Below are 17,322 nucleotides of genomic sequence, written 5' to 3'. Positions count from 1 at the left end.
TGTCCCGCGTCAAGTAGTTGGCAGGGATTCTTCGATTTCGAAGTTGGGGATGGTCGGGTCGGCCAGGCCCATGTGCACCTCTATCGGCCGGTTCCAAGCGATCGCCTCATGAGGGCGGGTCTCGTTGTACTCGATGCGGTAGTCCTCGGCGCGTTCGACGAGGGTGAGCGCGTCGGGGATGTCGTCGAGGAACAGCCGTTCGTACTTCAGCGTCCCGAAGCCGCGTTCGCGTGATCCGTTCTGCCCCGGTGACTTCACCCTGGTGCGGACGTGTCGCAGTTCGGGGTGGCGCATGATGAACAGCTCGAAGTTCATCGATCGGAATGGACCGCCGTTGTCTGTGACGATCGTGACGACCGGCAGCAGCTCGCCGGTCTCGTCGTCGACCTGACATTGGTCGACGAGGGGGTGGCCGAACAGGGTCACGTAGTCGACGAGGGCGAGTTCGATCGCGGCGATCGCGTCGTGCTGGTTCGCGGTCGGCGAGGTGTGAAACGGGTGCTCGAGCTTCGAGTACCAGTCCCGGCAGCCGGCGATCCTCCAGATCCCACCCTGGGTGGTCTCGAACTCGCTGAAGTCCAACTGCCATACCTGGTTCGGGCCGGTCGGGTTTCGTGCGAACGCGGCCTTGCGGTTCTTCGCGAGTTCTCGACGCTGCTTCTGGTACTCCGATGGCAGGATCAGCCCGTCATCGCGCAGCAGCCGCAGCACGGTCGCCTGGGACACCTTGTGTCCGTCATGGCGGGTCATCGCCCAGATCTTCCGGTGGCCCCACTCCGGCTTCTTCAACGCATGCGCGACCACCAGCGGCCGGGCCGCGTCTCGCGCCGGCTGCGGCCACGGGCCCTTCGGCGGCCGGTCAGTCTTCGCCTTGGCCTGCCAGCGCCGCCAGGTGCGTTCGGGCATGTCGATCAGCTGACAGAACCTCGCGGTCGACATGCCCGCCTCGGTGCGGATCACCTCGAGGTCCTCGAAGGGCCCAGGCGGCCCTCGGCGCTCTTCTTCCAGACCCGGATCTCGACCGCGGCCTCACCCAGCGCCTGGGTGAGCTCGGCGACCTCGTCCTCGAGCTGCTGCTCGCGGGTCGAGGGCTTGGACTTACCCGCCTCGATGCCGGCTCTGCCGCCCTCGAGGAACTGGCGCTTCCAGTTCCCGATGGCCTGCTCCGAGACCTTCTCACGGCGGCCCGCTTCAGCGATCGTGATCTCGCCCTGCAACACGGACAACACGATGCGGAGCTTCTTCTCCACGGGGATCGTCGGTGGACGACTCATGACATTCAGACCTCTCAGCTGGGGCGTTACATCAGCAACTAACTACCCCTGCCAAACATTCTGACGCGCGACACACACACGGCGCGTGCTCATCGACCGCCAGCGTCACATCCACGAGCGCGACGAGCGCAGCCGCAAGATGCGGGTCAGCGATCTCGTAGCGCGTCTGGCGACCCTCAGGCTCGGCGACCACGATCCCGCAGTCACGCAGGCACGTCAGGTGGTTCGAGACGTTCGAGCGGGTCAGCTCCAACTCGCGCGAGAGCACGGCCGGATAGCTCGGTGCGTTCAGCAGAGTCATCAAGATCCGGGAGCGCGTCGGGTCCGCCATGGCCCGGCCGAGCCGGTTCATGACGTCGAGGCGCGAAGCAATAGTCAGCATGTACTGAACTATACAGCAAGCGCTGATCAATCATTGGTGATCAGTGCCCCACCATTCATTGGGAGAAGAGTCGGAAGCCGCTGAATACGCAACTCAGCAACAATCGGCGCTACCAGTATGAGGAGCTCCGCCCTGCCTGGTGGCGCGATCGTGCGCTGCTGCCCTCCGTGCTTTCTGGGGTGTTCCTGCTCGTCGGGTACATCTTCAAGTGGTCTGGGCTCGACATCCTCGCGTTGGCGTTGCAGTCGGCCGCGTTGGTGGCGGGCGCGTACACGTTCGTTCCCGGCGCTGTTCGGCGGCTTCTCCGCGGACGTCTCGGGGTGGGACTGCTGATGACGATCGCCGCGATCGGGGCTGTGCTGCTCGGCCACGTGGGCGAGGCAGCCACGCTTGCGTTCTTGTTCTCCCTCGCCGAAGCCCTTGAGGACCGTGCGATGGACCGCGCAAAGGAGGGCCTGCGCGCGCTACTATCCCTGATTCCAGAGACGGCGCGCGTCTCGCGCCTTGACAGCGATCTCACGATCCCCGCCTCGGAGGTGCGCGAACTCGACATCCTGGTTGTGGGTGCCGGCGAACGTGTCGCGACGGACGGTGTGGTCGTGGAGGGTCGCTCGAGTCTGGACACGTCTGCAGTGACGGGCGAGTCCATCCCGGTAGATGTCGCGCCTGGCGCGACGGTCGCCGCGGGTTCGGTGAATGGGGCGGCCACGCTCCGCATCGAGGCGACTGCGAATGGACGGGATAACTCGCTGACGCAGATCGTTGCTTTGGTGGAGCAAGCTCATGCCCGGAAAGGAGATCGGGCTCGGCTCGCAGATCGCATCGCGCGCCCCCTAGTGCCTGTAGTGCTGGTTGCCGCTGCCGCGATCGTCGTTTTCGGGTTCATCGTGGGGGATCCCGGGACGTGGGTCGAGCGCGCCCTGGTCGTCCTCGTCGCCGCGTCGCCCTGCGCTTTGGCGATCGCGGTTCCGGTGACGGTGATCAGCGCGATCGGCGCCGCATCAAAGTTCGGTGTGGTGATCAAGTCCGGCGAGGCGTTCGAGCAACTCGGCACCATTCGTACCGTGGCACTAGATAAGACGGGAACACTCACCCGCAACAGACCGATTGTCGCGGACGTGCGACCCGCCCCGGGCGTTACCCGCGAGGAGCTGTTGGACTGGGCTGCAGCGGTCGAGGCCACCAGCACACACCCACTGGCTGCGGCGATCAACCAAGCCGGAACGGGAGGCGCCTCCGCGACGAACGTGGTGGAGGACGCCGGCCACGGTGTCACCGGCCAGGTGGGCGACCGGGTCGTGCACGTCGGCAACGCCTGCTGGCTGGACCCCGGGGGGCTCCGCGTCGCCGCGGAAGAGATGGCAGCTCACGGCATGACCGTTGTTGTCGTCGAAGCAGACAGTCAGCTCGCCGGTCTGATTGGGGTGCGTGACGAGCTGCGGCCCGAGTCGGCAGAGACCGTTCGGATGCTGCACGCGCAGGGCATCGACACGATCATGCTCACCGGTGACAGCGATCGCACCGCGCGCGCGATCGCTGAGGAAGCCGGGATTACCGAAGTCCGGGCGGAGCAGCTGCCGAAAGATAAGGCCGACGCGATCGTGGAGCTCGTGGCGACGCATCCGACCGCGATGGTCGGTGACGGCATCAACGACGCCCCGGCGCTGGCTACCGCAACGGTTGGGATCGCCATGGGAGTGCGCGGTTCCGCGGCGGCGATCGAATCTGCTGACGTCGCCTTCACGGGCCACGATCTTCGCCTTATCCCTATTGCCTTGGCGCACGCGAGACGCGGTCGGCGGATCATGACGGCCAACATCGGCCTTGCGCTGGCGATTGTCGTTGTGCTTTTCCCCCTCGCGCTATTCGGGGTGATGGGGCTCGCTGGGGTCGTCCTGGTTCACGAGATAGCCGAGCTGATCGTCATCGCGAACGGCGTTCGCGCTGCGCGTCGCCCGGCTCTCGTTCGCAGCATGACTGAGTCAGCCGCCTCGCAGCCCGCACTCGCCTCGACGTCCTGAAGCTGCCGATCAACTGAGGCCCGAGTATGAGTGCAGGCCCTTGAAGAAGATGTTGACGATGGTGAAGTTGAACAGCACGGTCATGAAACCGATGATGGACAGCCAGGCGGAACGCTTGCCCCGCCATCCGCGGGTCGCCCGGGCGTGGATGTAACCGGCGTAGAGCACCCAGATGACGAAAGTCCACACCTCTTTGGTGTCGAAGCCCCAATAGCGGCCCCACGAGTCGTTTGCCCAGATGGCGCCGGCGATGAGCGTGAATGTCCAGAACATGAAACCGACGATCGCAAACCGGTAGGACAGCGATTCCAGGGCGTCGGAACTGGGGAGTGCGCGCAGAAGTCCAGAGCGGGGAATGTCGGCATCGTCGGACATAGCCAAGTCTCGCGTCTCGCGGCGCGCTTGCATCAACTGCGTGACCGATATTCCGCATGCAATCGCGAAGAGTGCTGTGGCGAGGGACGCGACGAACACGTGGATCACCAGCCAGATGCTCTTGAGCGGGTCCATCAGCGGGACGACCTCCACGTAGAACGCGACCGCCGCCCCACCGAGAAGGAGCACGACCATTCCGAGGAGAAATGCACCCAGGAAACGCAGGTCGTACAACCGGAGGACGAGGAGGAAGACCGCCACGATCAGCAACGTCCCGGTGAGGGCGAATTCGTACATGTTCGCCCACGGAACCCGCTCGGCCGCGATGCCGCGTGAGACGGTGCCCGCCGCGTGGAAGAGAAACCCGAGGACGGTGAGCGCGGTGCCGATGCGCGCCCACAGCAGTCGGGGGCGCAGTCTTGGCGGCACCCGCAGGTCATCGATGACTGCTGGTTTCGCGGCGGCAGTGTTGGCGAAGTCTGCCACGCCGGAGTGGGGGGCGTTTGTGCCCACAGCGACGAGCGCGGGTAGGTGCTCCTGGAGGTGCGCTGTATCGGCGCGCGAGGCACGTTGCGCAAGGTCGATGGTGAAGGCGATGAAGGCTAGGGAGTAGGTGGCGATTGCCGTCCACACCAGCAGCAGTGAGATCCCATCGAGGGAAAGTGGGTCTGTTCCGGGCATTGAGTTGTTTCCAATCGTGAGGGCGAGGTCGGTTGCGAAGACGGTGAGTGAATCCGAAAAGGATCAATCCGGCTCCGGCGCTGATCGGCAGGAGGGTGGTGAGCCAGGCATCGACGATCGAGGCCGGAGTGAGCCGGGTTCGGGGCGGGACAGCGGTGACCCTGCCGTCGCCGGTGTCGGCGTCGCGTCGGGTGAGAGGCGAAGGTGAGCGAGAGCATTCGTCAGGTATCCCTCTTGCGGAGCGTTTCGAGGTAGGCGTTGTAGGCGTCGAGATCGGGGTCGCCGTGTGTGTCGGCGTATCGTGCGGCGGCTGCGTCGCGGGTGGTGTCGTCGCGGTACCAGCGATGCATGACGAAGAGGAGCATCAGCAGGGTGGGTGCTTCTCCGTACGACCAGGCCAGCCCTCCCGCGATTCTCTGGTCTACGAGGGGGTCAACGCCGAGGGCGAGGCTGGATGCGGCGAAGTTGTCGATAAGAAGGCTTGCCGCGATCATCAGGAACACCCCGAAGAATGCGTGCAGCGCGGCTTCCGCGAAGACGTCGAGTGCTCGTCCCGCGTGATTGAGGTGCACGGGCAACGGGTCTGAGGAAAGCACGGGGATGGTGAACAGAATCCCCGCGATGAGGAAGCCGGCCTCGAGGCCGAGATGACCTCCGGGCAAAGCGAGGATGAGGTCGGCGAAGTCGGCCAGGTAGAGACCGTAGAACGCGAAGAGATAGAGCGGCAGCGCGATCCAGGGGCTGAGGAGCCACCGCGCGAACCGGCTGCGAAGCCCCGCGTGAGCTATCTGGAGGACAATGCGGCCGGCGCCGTGGTGAGGGGTGGCGCGCAAGAGGAGCGTGCCCGGCGAGCCGAGGACCAACAGCGGTGGGATCGCCATCATGAGCGTGAGTTGCTGGAACATGAACACCGAGAACAGCGCGTACCCGTAGGCCTCGACTCCCAGCCCGGTGATGGCGGCGAGGCTGACGCAGCCCAGCAGGAAGCTGACTGTTCGCCAGATCGGCCAGCGCCTGCCCCGCGTCCACATCCGGATCGCGCCTACGAGGTAGACGACCGCAAGAGCTGCCGCGATAAGCGGCAGCAGCGGGAAGGGTAGAGGGACAGGGGAGAGAAACCCCAGAAAAGTGGGCGGTACGTCGGGGACCCAGTCCGTCATCGGCGCGAGTCTGCGTTCGGCAGGTCGGTGTAAGCGGTGGAGTGTCGAGATGCGAAGTCGCTGACGGCGCGGGAAAGGGCCGGGTCCTCTCCCCGCGCGAGACCGGCATATTCGACGTGAACCCCGTCCGGCATCAGACGAGCTTTGACCCAGAGGCGTCGGCGCGGGACGAACAGTCCGGCGAACAGCCCCAGGAGGGCGAGGATCGAGAAGACGAGCACCCAGACGCCACTGGGATCCCTCTGGATCTGTAGGGACGCGAACCGTTTCACCGGCTCGCCGACCTGTTCCGTGTCGTCCTCCCAGGTGATGGTGCCCCACCCGTTCGGCAAATCAGCGGTGCCTCCAGGGGTGAGCTCGAGGGAGTCCAGGCCGGAGTCGGCGCCGGTGAGCTGGGTGAGCCCGGCGACATCCAGTGTGTAGACCGACCGGGGTATCCCGTCATCGATGCCGAGATCGCCGCTGAACACATTGAGGGTGAGGACCGGATTCGCGACATCGGGGTAGATCGAGGTGAACGCGCCTGAGGGAAGCACGCCTTGCGTGGGGTAGAAGAAGCCGACGAGGCCGACCTGCTCCGGCAGACCGTCCGGGATCTTGATGATCCCCAAAGAGGTCATCGCAGAGTCCTGCGGAAGGAACGGCTGCGACTCGCTGTAGACCAGCTCGCCGTCGGAGTTGCGGATGGAGAGGGTGGGAGCATAGCCGTTGCCGAGAAGGTAGACCCGATCGCCATCAACGGTGATCGGGTAGTTCACGAGCACGCTCTCGGCGCGGTCGTCGTCTCCCGGTGTGCGGACGGTGACGTCCGCAGAGAAGTCCCCCGCCTGCCCGGCCCCAGGCGCGCCGGGGAGTCGGTACGAGACCTGGAAATCGTCGAGGGTGAGTGAGTACGGTGCGAGCACGGTCCCGTCGACGAACCGGCCGGGATTGAACGAGGAATAGTCGCTGAGCGCGTTGACGAACGTGGTGCCTTCCACCACGACCCGCTGTCCGGTATAGGCGAACCCGGTGCCCACGGCGACCGAGGTGAGCACTCCAACCAGGGCGACGTGGAAAACCAGATTGCCGGTCTCACGCACATAGCCCCGTTCGGCCGACACCGACGCCCAGCCCGCACCATCGTAGCGGTGCACGCGATAGCCGGCCCGACGCATCTGACGTTCCGCGAGGTCAACTGCGAGCCCCATGGCGTCTGTGTTTCCGCCGACGACAGGCAGGGTTGTTTCCTGATAGGCCGGGAGTCGGGCAAGCCGAGCAGGGGTCCGAGGCGGCTGGGCCCGCAGTGCGGTGTAATGGTGCTTCGCGCGCGGGATCACGCAGCCGATGAGGGAGGCGAACAGCAGAAGGTAGATCGCGGAGAACCACGGCGACGAGTACACATCGAACAAGCCGACTGCGTCGGCCAGGGGGAAGACGTCGGGGTTGTTGCGCTCCCACTGGATGACCCCGTTCGGGTCTGCGCTGCGTTGCGGAAACAGCGATCCCGGAACGGCGGCGATCGCGAGCAAGAGCAACAGGACGAGGGCGGTGCGCATACTGGTCAGCTGACGCCACGCCCATCGCATCCACCCGACCAGCCCGAGAGAGGGGGCGACGATGTCGGCCCGATCGGTGTCGGCGTGATCGGGCGGCCGCAGCGGATCGACCGCACTATCGGTGTCAGAGCGGGGCGGGGACATTGATCACCACCTGCTGCAGTGTGGACATCAGCGCGGTCCACAGTCCGGTCACCATCAGCAGCCCCAAGACAACCAGCAGCGCCCCGCCGACGATGTTCAGGACGCGGATGTGGCGGCGGAGGATCGACACCGAGCGTGACGCCCACCCCCACCCGAGCGCGAGGAGAAGGAAGGGAATGCCGAGCCCCATTGAGTATGCAAGCCCGAGGAGACCCGCGCGGGCGGGGTCGCCGAGGTTCCACGACATAGACAGGATCGCTGCCAGCGTGGGGCCAATGCAGGGAGTCCACCCGACACCGAGTGCGAACCCAAGTAGGGGTGCACCGATTAATCCGGCCCGGCCTTGGACGCGGGGCCGCAGGGTGCGTTGTGCGATCCCGAAGAAGCCGATGAACACCAGCCCCAGCGCGATCACCACCACGCCGAAAATGCGGGTCAGGACGTTCGCGTATTGCAGCAGCAGGTAACCGAATGTGCCGCCGAGGATCGTCACGGATACGAACACCACGGTGAACCCTGCAATGAACAAACCCACTCCCACGATCATGCGGGCACGGTCCGCAGTGGCCGTGCGCTGATTAGTATCAGCAGCTCCCCCATCACCTACCGAGGTGCCACCGAGGTAGCCGAGGTAGCCAGGCACGAGAGGTAGCACGCACGGCGAGACGAACGAGACGAGACCGGCGAGGACGGCGATGGGGATCGCTACCCACAGGGCGCCATCGAAGACCAGCTGACCGGGATTCACGGAGAGTCCTCCGCGAGAGCGTCATCGACGAGGGTGGACAGGATGGATGCGGTTGCCAACTGCCCGATTATCCGGGCGGCGACCCGCCCGTCCCGATCTAGGACGAGTGTGGTTGGGGTGGCCTGGATGGGAGTGACCTGCGCGAACGCAAGCTTGACGGTTCCATCGTTCACGTCGATGACGCTCGGGTAGGTGACGTTGTTGTCCCGGGCGAAGGACAGAGCGGTGGCAGGCTGATCGTAGGTGTTGACCCCGAGGAAGGCGACGCCCTCGCTCTGGTAGTTCTGCCATACCTCCTCGAGGAGCGGCGCTTCGACGATGCATGGGCCGCATGCCGCATACCAGAAGTTCACGACCAGAACGTCCCCCCTGTAGTCGCTGCTGGAGACCGGTTCCCCGGTCTCGATGACTCCTTCGAAATCGACCGGATCGCCGCGCTCGCCCTCCGGGATCTCCACGACCTGAAAGTCGCCGGAGATGTAGCCCTTCTCACTCCCGTCCCGGTACTGCTCCGCGAGAGCGTCGTTGGCGGCGCATCCCGAGAGCACTATGGCGATGGCGAGCACCGTGGAGGGCCAGCCGATTCGCTCGCGCAGGCTCATGTGCGCGGCACCTTGATCAGCACACCCGCGACGAGGAACGCCACCGCCGCGAAGAGCTGAGCGCCCGCCCAAACGGGACCGGCGAACGGCAGCGGGAACACGGGATTCCAGATTACGGCGACAGCGAGGAATACTGGCGTCCACCACCATTGGCGGGCTTGGATCGAGAACCATCCCACGATGGCAGCCAGGATGGCGGTGACGAACAGCACCAGGGTGAACCAGTCGTCTCCCATGAGGACGGGGGCAACGAACAGCACAGCCGCAGCTACGAGCCCGGGGGCGAACGCATTCCGTTGAAAGGATGAAGCAACACGGGCTTTGTCGCTCACGGAACCACCTGCACGTTCGACTCGTCAGCAGCTGTGCTCGCGGGACGGCCTTCGCGGGTGCGCCGGGAGCGATTCAAGAGCGTCACGGCGAGAACGAGCGCGCCGGCGCCGAGGGCGATGTCGGCGAGATTGCCGATGAAAAGGTTCCCGTACGCGAGAAAGTCGGTTACCTCGCCGCGTGCGAATCCGGGGGGCGAGAACAATCGGTCGATAAGGTTTCCGAGCGCGCCCCCGAGGATCAGTCCGATTCCTGCCGCCCACCCGGCGCTGCGAGCACGCGTTGCGGCGACGACAAGGAACGCCATGGCGCTCGCGCCAAGCAGGGTGAGCAGCCAAGTTGCTTCGGAGCCGAGGGAGAGGATCGCCCCGGGGTTGAACGCCAGCTGCAGCCCGAGCAAGTCACCCAGGATGGGTATCCGCTCCGTCTCGCTCAGCCCGCCAATGGCAGCCGCCTTCGTTGCCTGATCGACCACCACTACGGCTGCGGCGACAATGCATGCCGTCGCGAACAATCGCACCTGGTTACTTTTCATGGGACGCGTCCTTACTTGTGCGCTCGGAATCCTGCTGCTCCTGTCGGTCGACCGCTTCCTCGTTGCGGAGTCGACGTTCGCGGGTGACCTTGAACACCACGATGAACCCCGCTCCGAGGATGATGACCCCGGTGAGTACTGCGAGGATCGGCAGGAGTGCTACACCTCCAAAGGGCTCGCTACCGCCGGTGTTGGTGGTTGTCTCGGCGGAGGTGATGGACGGTTCGGGCGCTTGTTCCGTCGCACCCGCGCCCGGGGTGCTCGCGTCGCTCTGAATCGGTTCGACCGTGTAGGTGTACTCGCCGCTGATCGGGTGGCCGTCGCCGGAAACAACCCGCCACAGAACGGTGAAGGCGCCATCCGGGGGGTTGGGTTCTAGGTGTTGCGTGATCGTGGTGCCACTGACAGTCGGGGCGTCAGTAGCGATGTTCTCGCCGCCGGGCGCGGTCACCTCGATGACCGCTGATTGCATGTCAGAGATGAGTTCGCCGCTGAATGACAGGGTGATCTCATCCGGCGAGACAGCGACCGTGGAATCTGCATCCGGGAAGGAGCCCAGGAGGTCGTCGTGCGCCTGCGCCGGGCCTGCCGCCGCGAGCGTGATTCCAGACCCGAGAAGGACTGCAGCGATGACGGAAAAGAGGTAGCGGCGGGATTTACGCATGGGTGGTGTGCTCTCCGGGGTGTGATTGCGGTTCGATCTGGAAGGTGGCGTGCTCGATGCTGACTGGGAAGTGCTCGGCGACACATTCCTGGAGTGCTCGCAGGAGCCGGGCGGACTGCTCCGGGGTGAGGGTGTCGTCGACCACGACGTGTGCGGTTAGCGTCGGGAGGTCGGTGGAGACTTGGGAGGCGTGCAGGTCGTGCACGGCGACCACCTGCGGGAGTTCGAGGATGTGTCGGCGTACCTCCGCCAGGTCAAGGGCGGGCGGGGTGGATTCGAGCAGGACGCTGCCGGAGGCGCGAAGCAGGATGAAGGTGCGTGGGATGATCAGGAGGGCGATCAGGATGCCGGCGATGGCGTCTGCCTGGTACCAGCCGAGGGTGGCGATCAAGATGGCGCTGGCGATGACACCGCCCGAGCCGAGTGCGTCATTGAGGACCTCGAGGAACGCGGCGCGCATGTTCAGGTTGCGTGTGCGACCGCTCATCAGTACCAGCAGGGACGCGATGTTCGCGACCAGGCCGACGATCCCGAAGAACAACAGGCTGCCGGATGCGATCTCGGGCGGCTCGAATAGACGTCGGATTCCTTCGACGAGAGCGAAGATCCCCACGCCCAAGAGAAGGGCGGCCTGGGCGAGTGCACTGAGAACCTCGGCGCGCCGGAGCCCCCAGGTGTGCCGGTCGGACGGGGGACGGTTCATGAGGTTAGCGGCGGTAACCGCCATCGCGAGGCCGATCACGTCGGTGAGCATGTGCCCCGCATCGACCAGCAGCGCGAGGCTGCCGGTGATGATCGATCCGATCACTTCGACCACGAACACCGCCAGGGTGATCGAGAATGCGATGAGCAATTTATTGCGGGGGGTCGCTTCGCTCATGTCGTGGCTGTGTCCTGCGCCCACGGTTCGCTCCTTTCAGGGGCGGTCGATGATCTGACGGGCCATCGCGATCGCTTCATTCCTCGCCCGCGTCGAGACGTGAGGTCGGTGGCGAGCGTCTACGATTGCCTGCGGCTCGGCTCACGCCGATTTCAGTCGGACGCTCCGTTGACTGCTTGATCGATCGTGTCTTCGAGGTCATTCCACTGCTGCAGCTCCAGAAGTGCCCCGTCTACGAAGAATGTGGGGGTGCTGCTGACGCCGAGCGCGCGTCCGTCGTCGAAGTCCGACTGCACCCGAGCCAGCGTGGCTGGGTCTGCGACTGCCGCGTCGTAGACGGCGAGGTCGAGCCCCAGTCCCTCGGCAAAGCCTCTGAACATATCCGCGCGGGATTCCTGCGACTCGCCCCATTCGGCTTGAGTCTCGAACAGTCGCTGATACATCGCCTCGAACTGGTCCTGCTGCGCAGCCGCTTCGGCCGCGAGCGCGGCGTTCGTGGAGTTGGTGTGCCCGGGCAGCGGGAAGTAGCGGATGACGTAGGTGATCTCGCCGTCGAACTTTTCCCGTATTTCTTCCACGATCGGGTAGAACGCGCCACACGCCTCGCACTCGAAGTCCAGGAACTCCACGACAATGACCGCGCCATCACCTCCGTCGTCGACGACATGCGAGTCGGGGCGCACCACCGAGACAACCCCGGCGTCGCCTGTGAGGGCCGAGGGCTCGCTCTGGTTCACGAGGGCATAGATAATTCCGGCAAGTACCAGAACGACAGCGACAGCAATGGCGATCAATGTCGCCTTTACGGGGGTTTTCACGAAGCAACTCCACACACTCAACACGCGAACGGCATAGAAACGGATGCCTCCGGCGGACGGCCGGAGCGAGACGCCATCACCAAGACGGCGCAGCGAGTATCAGGTTCGAGAAATGCTCAATTGCGTAAGTGAAAGTGCTACCTTGCGAGGCAGGGGCGGCGCGAGGAGGAGTACGCGGGTCATCGCGAGCGCGACGTTGGCGTGGGTTGGGCGCCCCCGCGAATGGAACCAATTGGTCGCCATCAGCACGAGAAGAAGCCCGCACAGCACTCCAAATGCGCACACCGCTATTCCCCATAGGGAATCGGTGCCCGAGTATGTGCTAACGATCGTCTGAACGGCCGGAGCGGGCGCTTCGACGTGTGAATCGATCAGCGCGACGCCGACAGGAACCGGCGCAGCGGCCTCCTGCTCGGAGTGAGTCGACACCCACGCGCCGAGGATGAGAAAGAACGCGAGCGCCACGCTCGTAATGATCTTCGTTATCAACAGGCGTTCGGACAAGATTGACGAGGGTCGGGACGACACCGGGGCGATCATGTCCTCCTCACCCTATCAACGTTCAATGGTGCGCTAAAGGTGCTCCGGCTTAGGCGCGCATTCACGACGCGATCAGGGTCACCCATGACACACCGAAATCCTCCGACGCGAGCACTCCTCGATCATCGGCCGCGAGAAGCATTCCGAACTCGTCCAGATAGCTGAACGCCTGCGCCGTACCCGAGAGAGCGCCCCCGGAAACCCATTCCGCGGAAGGTCCGTCCTGGTAGCGAACCGTGCCAGCGAGGTCGACTCCGACGAGGCCTCCGTCGTTCCGGGCGGCGATGACATACATCACGGGCGCCTGGGGGTCGGTGACGAAGCTCTCGCCGCCGTCAGAACTCACCGCCAGCCCCGCTTCCGTTGTCGCGTTTAGCGTGCCTCCGCTGCCGGGGGACACGACAATGTCGCGGGCCTGCACGGGGGGAAGGTCGACCCACGTCTGGCCGCCGTCGTCGCTGCGGCGCAGCGCCTCGCCCTGCAGCCCGTATATGGTTTCGGATTCCTCAGACGCGGCACTCAGGTCGTGAAAATCCGCTACCCCGGCAAGCGACACGCTCCGCCAGGTGAGGGCGCCGTCGTCCGATTGAACCAAGCCCACGTTCGGACTGCCGAAACCCTCCGGTGTCGCGGGCCCAGGATGCCCGGAGGCGTAGAGAGTATCGGCTGTCGAGGTGATGCCCATTGCATCGAATTCCCATCCGCCGACAAGCTTGGTCAGTTCTCCATTTCCGTCTACGGAGTCGAGACCATAAATGCCGGCGTGGGTCGCGATCAAGATGCCGTCTCCGTCGGGATTGTCGACTATGCCATGGACGTGTTGGAGCTCGGCGATGCCTTCCGGTGTTGTTGCGTCGGGTGAGTTGCTGCAGCCGACGAGCGTCAGCGTGGCGATGACGACTGTGACAGCGAGGCGGAGTTGTTGACTCCCGCCTCGCTGAGAGCGATGTTTGGACGTGCGGGTCATGAGCGCTTTCTGGCGAAGAGGGGTAAGCGAGGGGTCGCCAGTTTCACGGCGACCCCTCGTAATGGCAGGTGGCTACGGGCACGAAGCGCTTAGAGCTGCGTGAGCAGCTGCTCCATCTCTGCGATCTCCGCTGTCTGATCGTTGATGATCTTCTGCGCAAGTTCCACGGCGTCCGGGTTCTGCCCATCCGTCAACTGCGCTTGCGCCATCTCGATGGCTCCCTCGTGGTGCACGATCATCTGCTCGAGGAACAGCGAAGATGCCGCCGGTCCCGAGGCGTCTTCGAGAGCGGTCATATCCTCTTCCGACATCATCCCGCCCATGCTGTCCATGGAGCCCATGGAACCCATTGTCTCCCGGCCCCAAGACGCGAGCCAACCGTTCATGGTGTCGATTTCGGGTTGCTGCGAGGCTTTGATGCGTTCGGCGAGAGAGATGACCTCGGGCGCGACGTCGTCTTTCGCGAGGAGAACGTCGGACATTTCTATCGCCTGCTGGTGGTGCATGATCATTTCCATCGCAAAGGAAACGTCGGCGTCGTTGAAATCGACGTCCGTCGCCTCCGCCGACATGCCTGTCGATGGCTCGTTGCCATTCATGCCGTCCATGCCGTCCATGCTCGTGCCGGTACAGCCGGCAAGAAAAAGTGCAGTGGCAACTGTTCCTGCTGCGAGCAGGGTGGATCGAGTGCGCATTTCTTGTCCTCAAAAGTTCGTCGTTTGTGTTGGGTGAAGCCGTGGTCAGAGCGGGCTGCGTGGTGGCAGCTACCCGTTCACGTTCGACTGATGGAGAGGACGTTCAGGTCAGGAGGCTCGGGTGGCGCACTATCTTCGACACGGCGGCTTATTCGAGGAGAAATGAGGTGCCGCGGGAGGACGCGCATGGCCTTCGGGCGGACGCCGACGAGGAGGGCGCCTACCATGAGGGCCACTACGCACGCGAGCATGGACATCATGTCCCCTGTCGGGCACATTGATGAGCAGTCTCCTGCGGTTTCTTCGAGATCCGTTGACGCGGGCTTGTCGTGCGTCAACGACTCCGAACCAACAGCGTGTGCCTGAGTAGAGGCGGGCACCGAATGTTCGGCGGTACCGCCCATCCCATGCATGGACAGTAGCCCAACGATGATGAGTGCGGCGCCCAGAGTCGCGAGAAGAAGGGGGCGGATATAGCCGACGCGGCGAGTGAGGGCGACGCGTAGATGCATCACGCTCATGTGCGAAACCTTTCGCCGAATCCGATTATCGGCGGTTATACCGCCACGGGGTATCTTACATTCCATTCCTGGTGAGTCGGCTGGTACCGCCGCCTCTAGCTGCCAGATCAGATAGAGATGCCGCGCTCGCTCATGAATGGTTCCGGGTTGATTCGTTGCCCGTTTCGCCACACTTCGAAGTGCAAATGGCAACCCCGCGACAATCCGGAGTTCCCTTCCCGCGCAACCAACTGGCCCGCTGCGACCTGTTGCCCGTAGCTCACCAATATCCCGCCCTGCTGAAGGTGCGAGTATGCCGTCAATATGCCACCGCCATGATCGATGCGGACGTGCTGGCCGAACGCTCCATATGTCCCGGCGTATGCAACACGACCCGCACTCGCCGCAAAAACGCCAGCCCCGCAGCCCGTCGCCATGTCAGTGCCGTAGTGATAGCCGGTGCAATAACCGTTCTCGCAGATTGTCGCGCGCGCTCCGTAACGTGATGTCGGTCGCCCGCCGGACGGTCGCGCCCAACCCGACTGCCCGATCTGTCCTGCCATGCCGCCGCCGCTGCCGCCCCCGCCAGCCGCAGCCGCTGCCTCGGCTGCACGCCGTGCCGCTTCCTCAGCGCGTCGTCTCGCTTCCTCCTCGGCGCGCCGTCGAGCTTCCACGCCGGCCTGGTAATCCGCCACGGTGCGTGCCGTGGAATCCTGTAGTGCCGCGAGCTGAGCCTCTAGGTGCGCGGGTCAGAATCGGGTGGCGTGGCGCGCGGCGTTGACTCTGGCATCGCGCGCTGACGGTCGCGAACGGGAACGGGCGGGCCGTTGCGGTGTGAGAGCGTGCGGGATCGCACGGCGAGGGGCTCGTGGCGACTGTCGGTGCGTGCTGTGACGCCCAGGGACCCCTGGGGAGGCCTATGCGGGCGCCAGCCCGGCGGCTGTAGCGACGCGGAGCTTGCGGAGGTTGTGGCAGATCGTGTGGAGTAGCCATTCGCCTTGGGCGCCGGCGAGTCCGCGTAGCCGGAGCTGTCCGGCGTTTTGCCGGGTCTTCATCTGCCCGAACGCGGGTTCAACGATGGCTTTGCGGCGCGCGTAGTCGGTGCGGCCCTGCTCGGTGCGCAGCGCGTGCGCCATCCGCTCCCGCCGGCTCGCGTCCTCTGGGGCCGGGTCCGGGGCGCCGGCGGTAGGGAAGCTCTCGCCGTGACGTTGCCGTCCCGTCGCGATCAACACCTGTGCGTCCAGATCGTCGGCGGCTTCGAGGTTGGCTTCCGAGCAGTAGCCCGCGTCAGCGAGGACGACCTCTGGGGAACGCTCGATTCCTGCCGCGTCGAGGTTCCGTAGGGTCTGCTCGGCCATCGGGACGAACTGCTGGATATCGGTGGCCTGCTGGGTGACCTCGGCGCTCAACACGATCTGGTGGCCCTCATCGACAACGGCCTGCGCGTTGAACGCGTAATCGAAGCCGCGGACCGTCTTCATCATCCGCGCCTCAGGATCGGTGAAATTGCGTTGCGCTTTCGGCTTCGGCGCCGCCGTGTCCACCGCAGTCGCGACGGCCGCGTCGGCCTGCTCAGGGGGCTGACCGGCGGCGTCGGCCTTCTTCCGCGCCACGGCTGCCGCCTTCTCGGCGGCGTCGGCCTCGATCGCGTCCTTCGCGGCACGTAGTTTTGCCAGGCGCCCCTCACGGCGGGCCAGCTCCGGGGCGACCTCGTCCCCGCGCCGGTCCTGGCCGAACTGCTGATCCTCGGCCTCATCGACCGCCTCCGCCTCGGCGAGCAGCGCAGCGACCTCGGCTTGGAGCTGATCGATCTTCGGCACGATCCGGTCATAGCTCATCGCCTTATGCCGCGACGCGTTCGCAGCCAGCTTCGTGCCATCCAGCGCGACCCGCCCCAACCGCACCAGCCCCGCCTCCGCGCAGACCCGCAGCACCTGCAGGAACAACCCCGGCAGGGCATCCAGGTGACGCCGACGAAACCGGGCCAGCGACCGGTAGTCGGGCGCCTGGTTGCCCGACAGCCACCGGAAGGCGATATCGCGCTTGCAGCGCCGCTCCAACTCACGAGACGAGGTCACGCCCGTCGCGTACGCGAACAGCAGCAGCTTCAACATCATCCGCGGGTCATACGGAGGCGCACCCGAGGCGGACGCGTACGACGCGTAGACCGGCGTCAGATCCAAGAGCTCTTCGACGACCTCGGAGATGAACCGGGCCTCATCATCCTCGTCCAGCCAGTCATCCAGACTCGGCGGGAGCAGGAAACACTGCCCCTGGTCATACCCACGGAACGTCTTGCCCGCACCCGCCGGTGCAGCCGATCCCGGCGCCCGCGCCTCACCCGGCTCGACCTCGAACAGACCCTCCAGGCTGGCAGTCACCGTCATGAATCGATTCTCCCAGCACCCCGCGCTATCCACCGGATTCACCCCGGCGCGTTAACGGAAGGATCTGACCCACGCACCTAG

20 protein-coding genes are annotated in these 17,322 nt (G+C 65.0%); 1 reads left to right on the top strand and 19 read right to left on the bottom strand.

Translation table 11 applies throughout. From position 1 onward, the window contains the following. Window positions 1–9: 9 nt before the first annotated feature. Genes CGU34_RS00100 through cmtR form a run of 3 tightly spaced genes read right to left on the bottom strand, consistent with a single transcriptional unit; the run spans window position 10 to window position 1,656 of the window. On the bottom strand, window positions 10–960 hold the full coding sequence (locus tag CGU34_RS00100) for an integrase core domain-containing protein (protein ID WP_036296135.1): 951 nt from the start codon (window positions 958–960) through the stop codon (window positions 10–12). Further along, the gene (locus CGU34_RS00095) at window positions 957–1,274 is read right to left on the bottom strand and encodes a helix-turn-helix domain-containing protein (protein WP_081766164.1); all 318 of its coding nucleotides are present in this window, start codon (window positions 1,272–1,274) and stop codon (window positions 957–959) included. The genes CGU34_RS00100 and CGU34_RS00095 overlap by 4 nt, the downstream gene beginning before the upstream one ends. Before the next feature lie 31 nt (window positions 1,275–1,305). Next, window positions 1,306–1,656 carry a Cd(II)/Pb(II)-sensing metalloregulatory transcriptional regulator CmtR gene (gene cmtR / locus CGU34_RS00090; RefSeq protein ID WP_100812874.1) on the bottom strand — a complete coding sequence of 117 codons (351 nt, stop codon included), beginning with the start codon at window positions 1,654–1,656 and terminating at the stop codon, window positions 1,306–1,308. Between the two features lie 167 nt (window positions 1,657–1,823). Here cmtR and CGU34_RS00085 point away from each other — a divergent pair, with 167 nt between their 5' ends. Next, window positions 1,824–3,677 carry a heavy metal translocating P-type ATPase gene (locus CGU34_RS00085; protein ID WP_232711474.1) on the top strand — a complete coding sequence of 618 codons (1,854 nt, stop codon included), beginning with the start codon at window positions 1,824–1,826 and terminating at the stop codon, window positions 3,675–3,677. A 9-nt stretch (window positions 3,678–3,686) separates the two neighbouring features. Here the strand turns inward: CGU34_RS00085 and ccsB are convergent, their stop codons facing one another. The 16 genes from ccsB to CGU34_RS00005 all read right to left on the bottom strand — a co-directional run bounded on the left by ccsB (window position 3,687) and on the right by CGU34_RS00005 (window position 17,241). Beyond that, window positions 3,687–4,733 (bottom strand): c-type cytochrome biogenesis protein CcsB, encoded by a 1,047-nt coding sequence (gene ccsB / locus CGU34_RS00080; RefSeq protein ID WP_036297881.1) that lies wholly within the window; start codon window positions 4,731–4,733, stop codon window positions 3,687–3,689. Window positions 4,734–4,954: 221 nt separating this feature from the next. Continuing rightward, complete coding sequence (locus CGU34_RS00075; RefSeq protein ID WP_036297883.1) at window positions 4,955–5,893, bottom strand: cytochrome c oxidase assembly protein; 939 nt, start codon at window positions 5,891–5,893, stop codon at window positions 4,955–4,957. Continuing rightward, complete coding sequence (gene resB / locus CGU34_RS00070; RefSeq protein WP_036297884.1) at window positions 5,890–7,575, bottom strand: cytochrome c biogenesis protein ResB; 1,686 nt, start codon at window positions 7,573–7,575, stop codon at window positions 5,890–5,892. The genes CGU34_RS00075 and resB overlap by 4 nt, the downstream gene beginning before the upstream one ends. Then, on the bottom strand, window positions 7,556–8,323 hold the full coding sequence (locus CGU34_RS00065) for a cytochrome c biogenesis CcdA family protein (RefSeq protein WP_036297886.1): 768 nt from the start codon (window positions 8,321–8,323) through the stop codon (window positions 7,556–7,558). The genes resB and CGU34_RS00065 overlap by 20 nt, the downstream gene beginning before the upstream one ends. Beyond that, window positions 8,320–8,925, bottom strand: coding sequence for a TlpA family protein disulfide reductase (locus CGU34_RS00060; protein ID WP_036297888.1), 606 nt, complete (start codon window positions 8,923–8,925; stop codon window positions 8,320–8,322). The genes CGU34_RS00065 and CGU34_RS00060 overlap by 4 nt, the downstream gene beginning before the upstream one ends. Continuing rightward, complete coding sequence (locus CGU34_RS00055; RefSeq protein WP_036297890.1) at window positions 8,922–9,257, bottom strand: DUF6804 family protein; 336 nt, start codon at window positions 9,255–9,257, stop codon at window positions 8,922–8,924. The genes CGU34_RS00060 and CGU34_RS00055 overlap by 4 nt, the downstream gene beginning before the upstream one ends. Continuing rightward, window positions 9,254–9,790 (bottom strand): signal peptidase II, encoded by a 537-nt coding sequence (locus tag CGU34_RS00050; RefSeq protein ID WP_036297892.1) that lies wholly within the window; start codon window positions 9,788–9,790, stop codon window positions 9,254–9,256. Before CGU34_RS00050 ends, CGU34_RS00055 begins: the two co-directional genes overlap by 4 nt. Further along, complete coding sequence (locus CGU34_RS00045) at window positions 9,780–10,454, bottom strand: copper resistance CopC family protein (protein WP_051513314.1); 675 nt, start codon at window positions 10,452–10,454, stop codon at window positions 9,780–9,782. Before CGU34_RS00045 ends, CGU34_RS00050 begins: the two co-directional genes overlap by 11 nt. After that, window positions 10,447–11,358, bottom strand: coding sequence for a cation diffusion facilitator family transporter (locus CGU34_RS00040; RefSeq protein ID WP_036297894.1), 912 nt, complete (start codon window positions 11,356–11,358; stop codon window positions 10,447–10,449). The genes CGU34_RS00045 and CGU34_RS00040 overlap by 8 nt, the downstream gene beginning before the upstream one ends. Window positions 11,359–11,486: 128 nt before the next feature. Further along, complete coding sequence (locus CGU34_RS00035; protein ID WP_036297896.1) at window positions 11,487–12,152, bottom strand: DsbA family protein; 666 nt, start codon at window positions 12,150–12,152, stop codon at window positions 11,487–11,489. Between the two features lie 99 nt (window positions 12,153–12,251). Continuing rightward, window positions 12,252–12,692: a hypothetical protein gene (locus CGU34_RS00030; RefSeq protein ID WP_036297898.1), complete on the bottom strand. Its 441-nt coding sequence runs from the start codon at window positions 12,690–12,692 to the stop codon at window positions 12,252–12,254. 61 nt (window positions 12,693–12,753) lie between these two features. After that, window positions 12,754–13,659: a WD40/YVTN/BNR-like repeat-containing protein gene (locus CGU34_RS00025; protein WP_051513316.1), complete on the bottom strand. Its 906-nt coding sequence runs from the start codon at window positions 13,657–13,659 to the stop codon at window positions 12,754–12,756. 89 nt (window positions 13,660–13,748) lie between these two features. Then, window positions 13,749–14,354 (bottom strand): DUF305 domain-containing protein, encoded by a 606-nt coding sequence (locus CGU34_RS00020; protein WP_036297900.1) that lies wholly within the window; start codon window positions 14,352–14,354, stop codon window positions 13,749–13,751. Window positions 14,355–14,431: 77 nt separating this feature from the next. After that, entirely contained in the window at window positions 14,432–14,866 is a 435-nt protein-coding gene (locus tag CGU34_RS17620; protein WP_369122003.1) for a DUF6153 family protein, read from the bottom strand. 116 nt (window positions 14,867–14,982) lie between these two features. Beyond that, window positions 14,983–15,417, bottom strand: coding sequence for a M23 family metallopeptidase (locus CGU34_RS17285; RefSeq protein ID WP_258034366.1), 435 nt, complete (start codon window positions 15,415–15,417; stop codon window positions 14,983–14,985). A 354-nt stretch (window positions 15,418–15,771) separates the two neighbouring features. Then, window positions 15,772–17,241, bottom strand: a complete 1,470-nt coding sequence (locus tag CGU34_RS00005; protein WP_036294992.1) for an IS1182 family transposase — start codon at window positions 17,239–17,241, stop codon at window positions 15,772–15,774. Window positions 17,242–17,322 lie beyond the last annotated feature (81 nt).

The organism is Microbacterium lacus (genome assembly GCF_002812805.1).
Lineage (GTDB): Bacteria > Actinomycetota > Actinomycetes > Actinomycetales > Microbacteriaceae > Microbacterium > Microbacterium lacus_A.
Note: the sequence above shows the minus strand (reverse complement) of the source record. Positions and strands in the feature narration are given on the sequence as shown.

Coding starts and splice junctions, on each gene's coding strand:
- CGU34_RS00095 (WP_081766164.1), bottom strand. CDS start 1,274: ATGAGTCGTCCACCGACGATCCCCGTGGAGAAGAAGCTCCGCATCGTG.
- cmtR (WP_100812874.1), bottom strand. CDS start 1,656: ATGCTGACTATTGCTTCGCGCCTCGACGTCATGAACCGGCTCGGCCGG.
- ccsB (WP_036297881.1), bottom strand. CDS start 4,733: ATGCCCGGAACAGACCCACTTTCCCTCGATGGGATCTCACTGCTGCTG.
- CGU34_RS00075 (WP_036297883.1), bottom strand. CDS start 5,893: ATGACGGACTGGGTCCCCGACGTACCGCCCACTTTTCTGGGGTTTCTC.
- resB (WP_036297884.1), bottom strand. CDS start 7,575: ATGTCCCCGCCCCGCTCTGACACCGATAGTGCGGTCGATCCGCTGCGG.
- CGU34_RS00060 (WP_036297888.1), bottom strand. CDS start 8,925: ATGAGCCTGCGCGAGCGAATCGGCTGGCCCTCCACGGTGCTCGCCATC.
- CGU34_RS00050 (WP_036297892.1), bottom strand. CDS start 9,790: ATGAAAAGTAACCAGGTGCGATTGTTCGCGACGGCATGCATTGTCGCC.
- CGU34_RS00045 (WP_051513314.1), bottom strand. CDS start 10,454: ATGCGTAAATCCCGCCGCTACCTCTTTTCCGTCATCGCTGCAGTCCTT.
- CGU34_RS00030 (WP_036297898.1), bottom strand. CDS start 12,692: ATGATCGCCCCGGTGTCGTCCCGACCCTCGTCAATCTTGTCCGAACGC.
- CGU34_RS00025 (WP_051513316.1), bottom strand. CDS start 13,659: ATGACCCGCACGTCCAAACATCGCTCTCAGCGAGGCGGGAGTCAACAA.
- CGU34_RS00020 (WP_036297900.1), bottom strand. CDS start 14,354: ATGCGCACTCGATCCACCCTGCTCGCAGCAGGAACAGTTGCCACTGCA.
- CGU34_RS17620 (WP_369122003.1), bottom strand. CDS start 14,866: ATGCATCTACGCGTCGCCCTCACTCGCCGCGTCGGCTATATCCGCCCC.
- CGU34_RS17285 (WP_258034366.1), bottom strand. CDS start 15,417: ATGGCAGGACAGATCGGGCAGTCGGGTTGGGCGCGACCGTCCGGCGGG.
- CGU34_RS00005 (WP_036294992.1), bottom strand. CDS start 17,241: ATGACGGTGACTGCCAGCCTGGAGGGTCTGTTCGAGGTCGAGCCGGGT.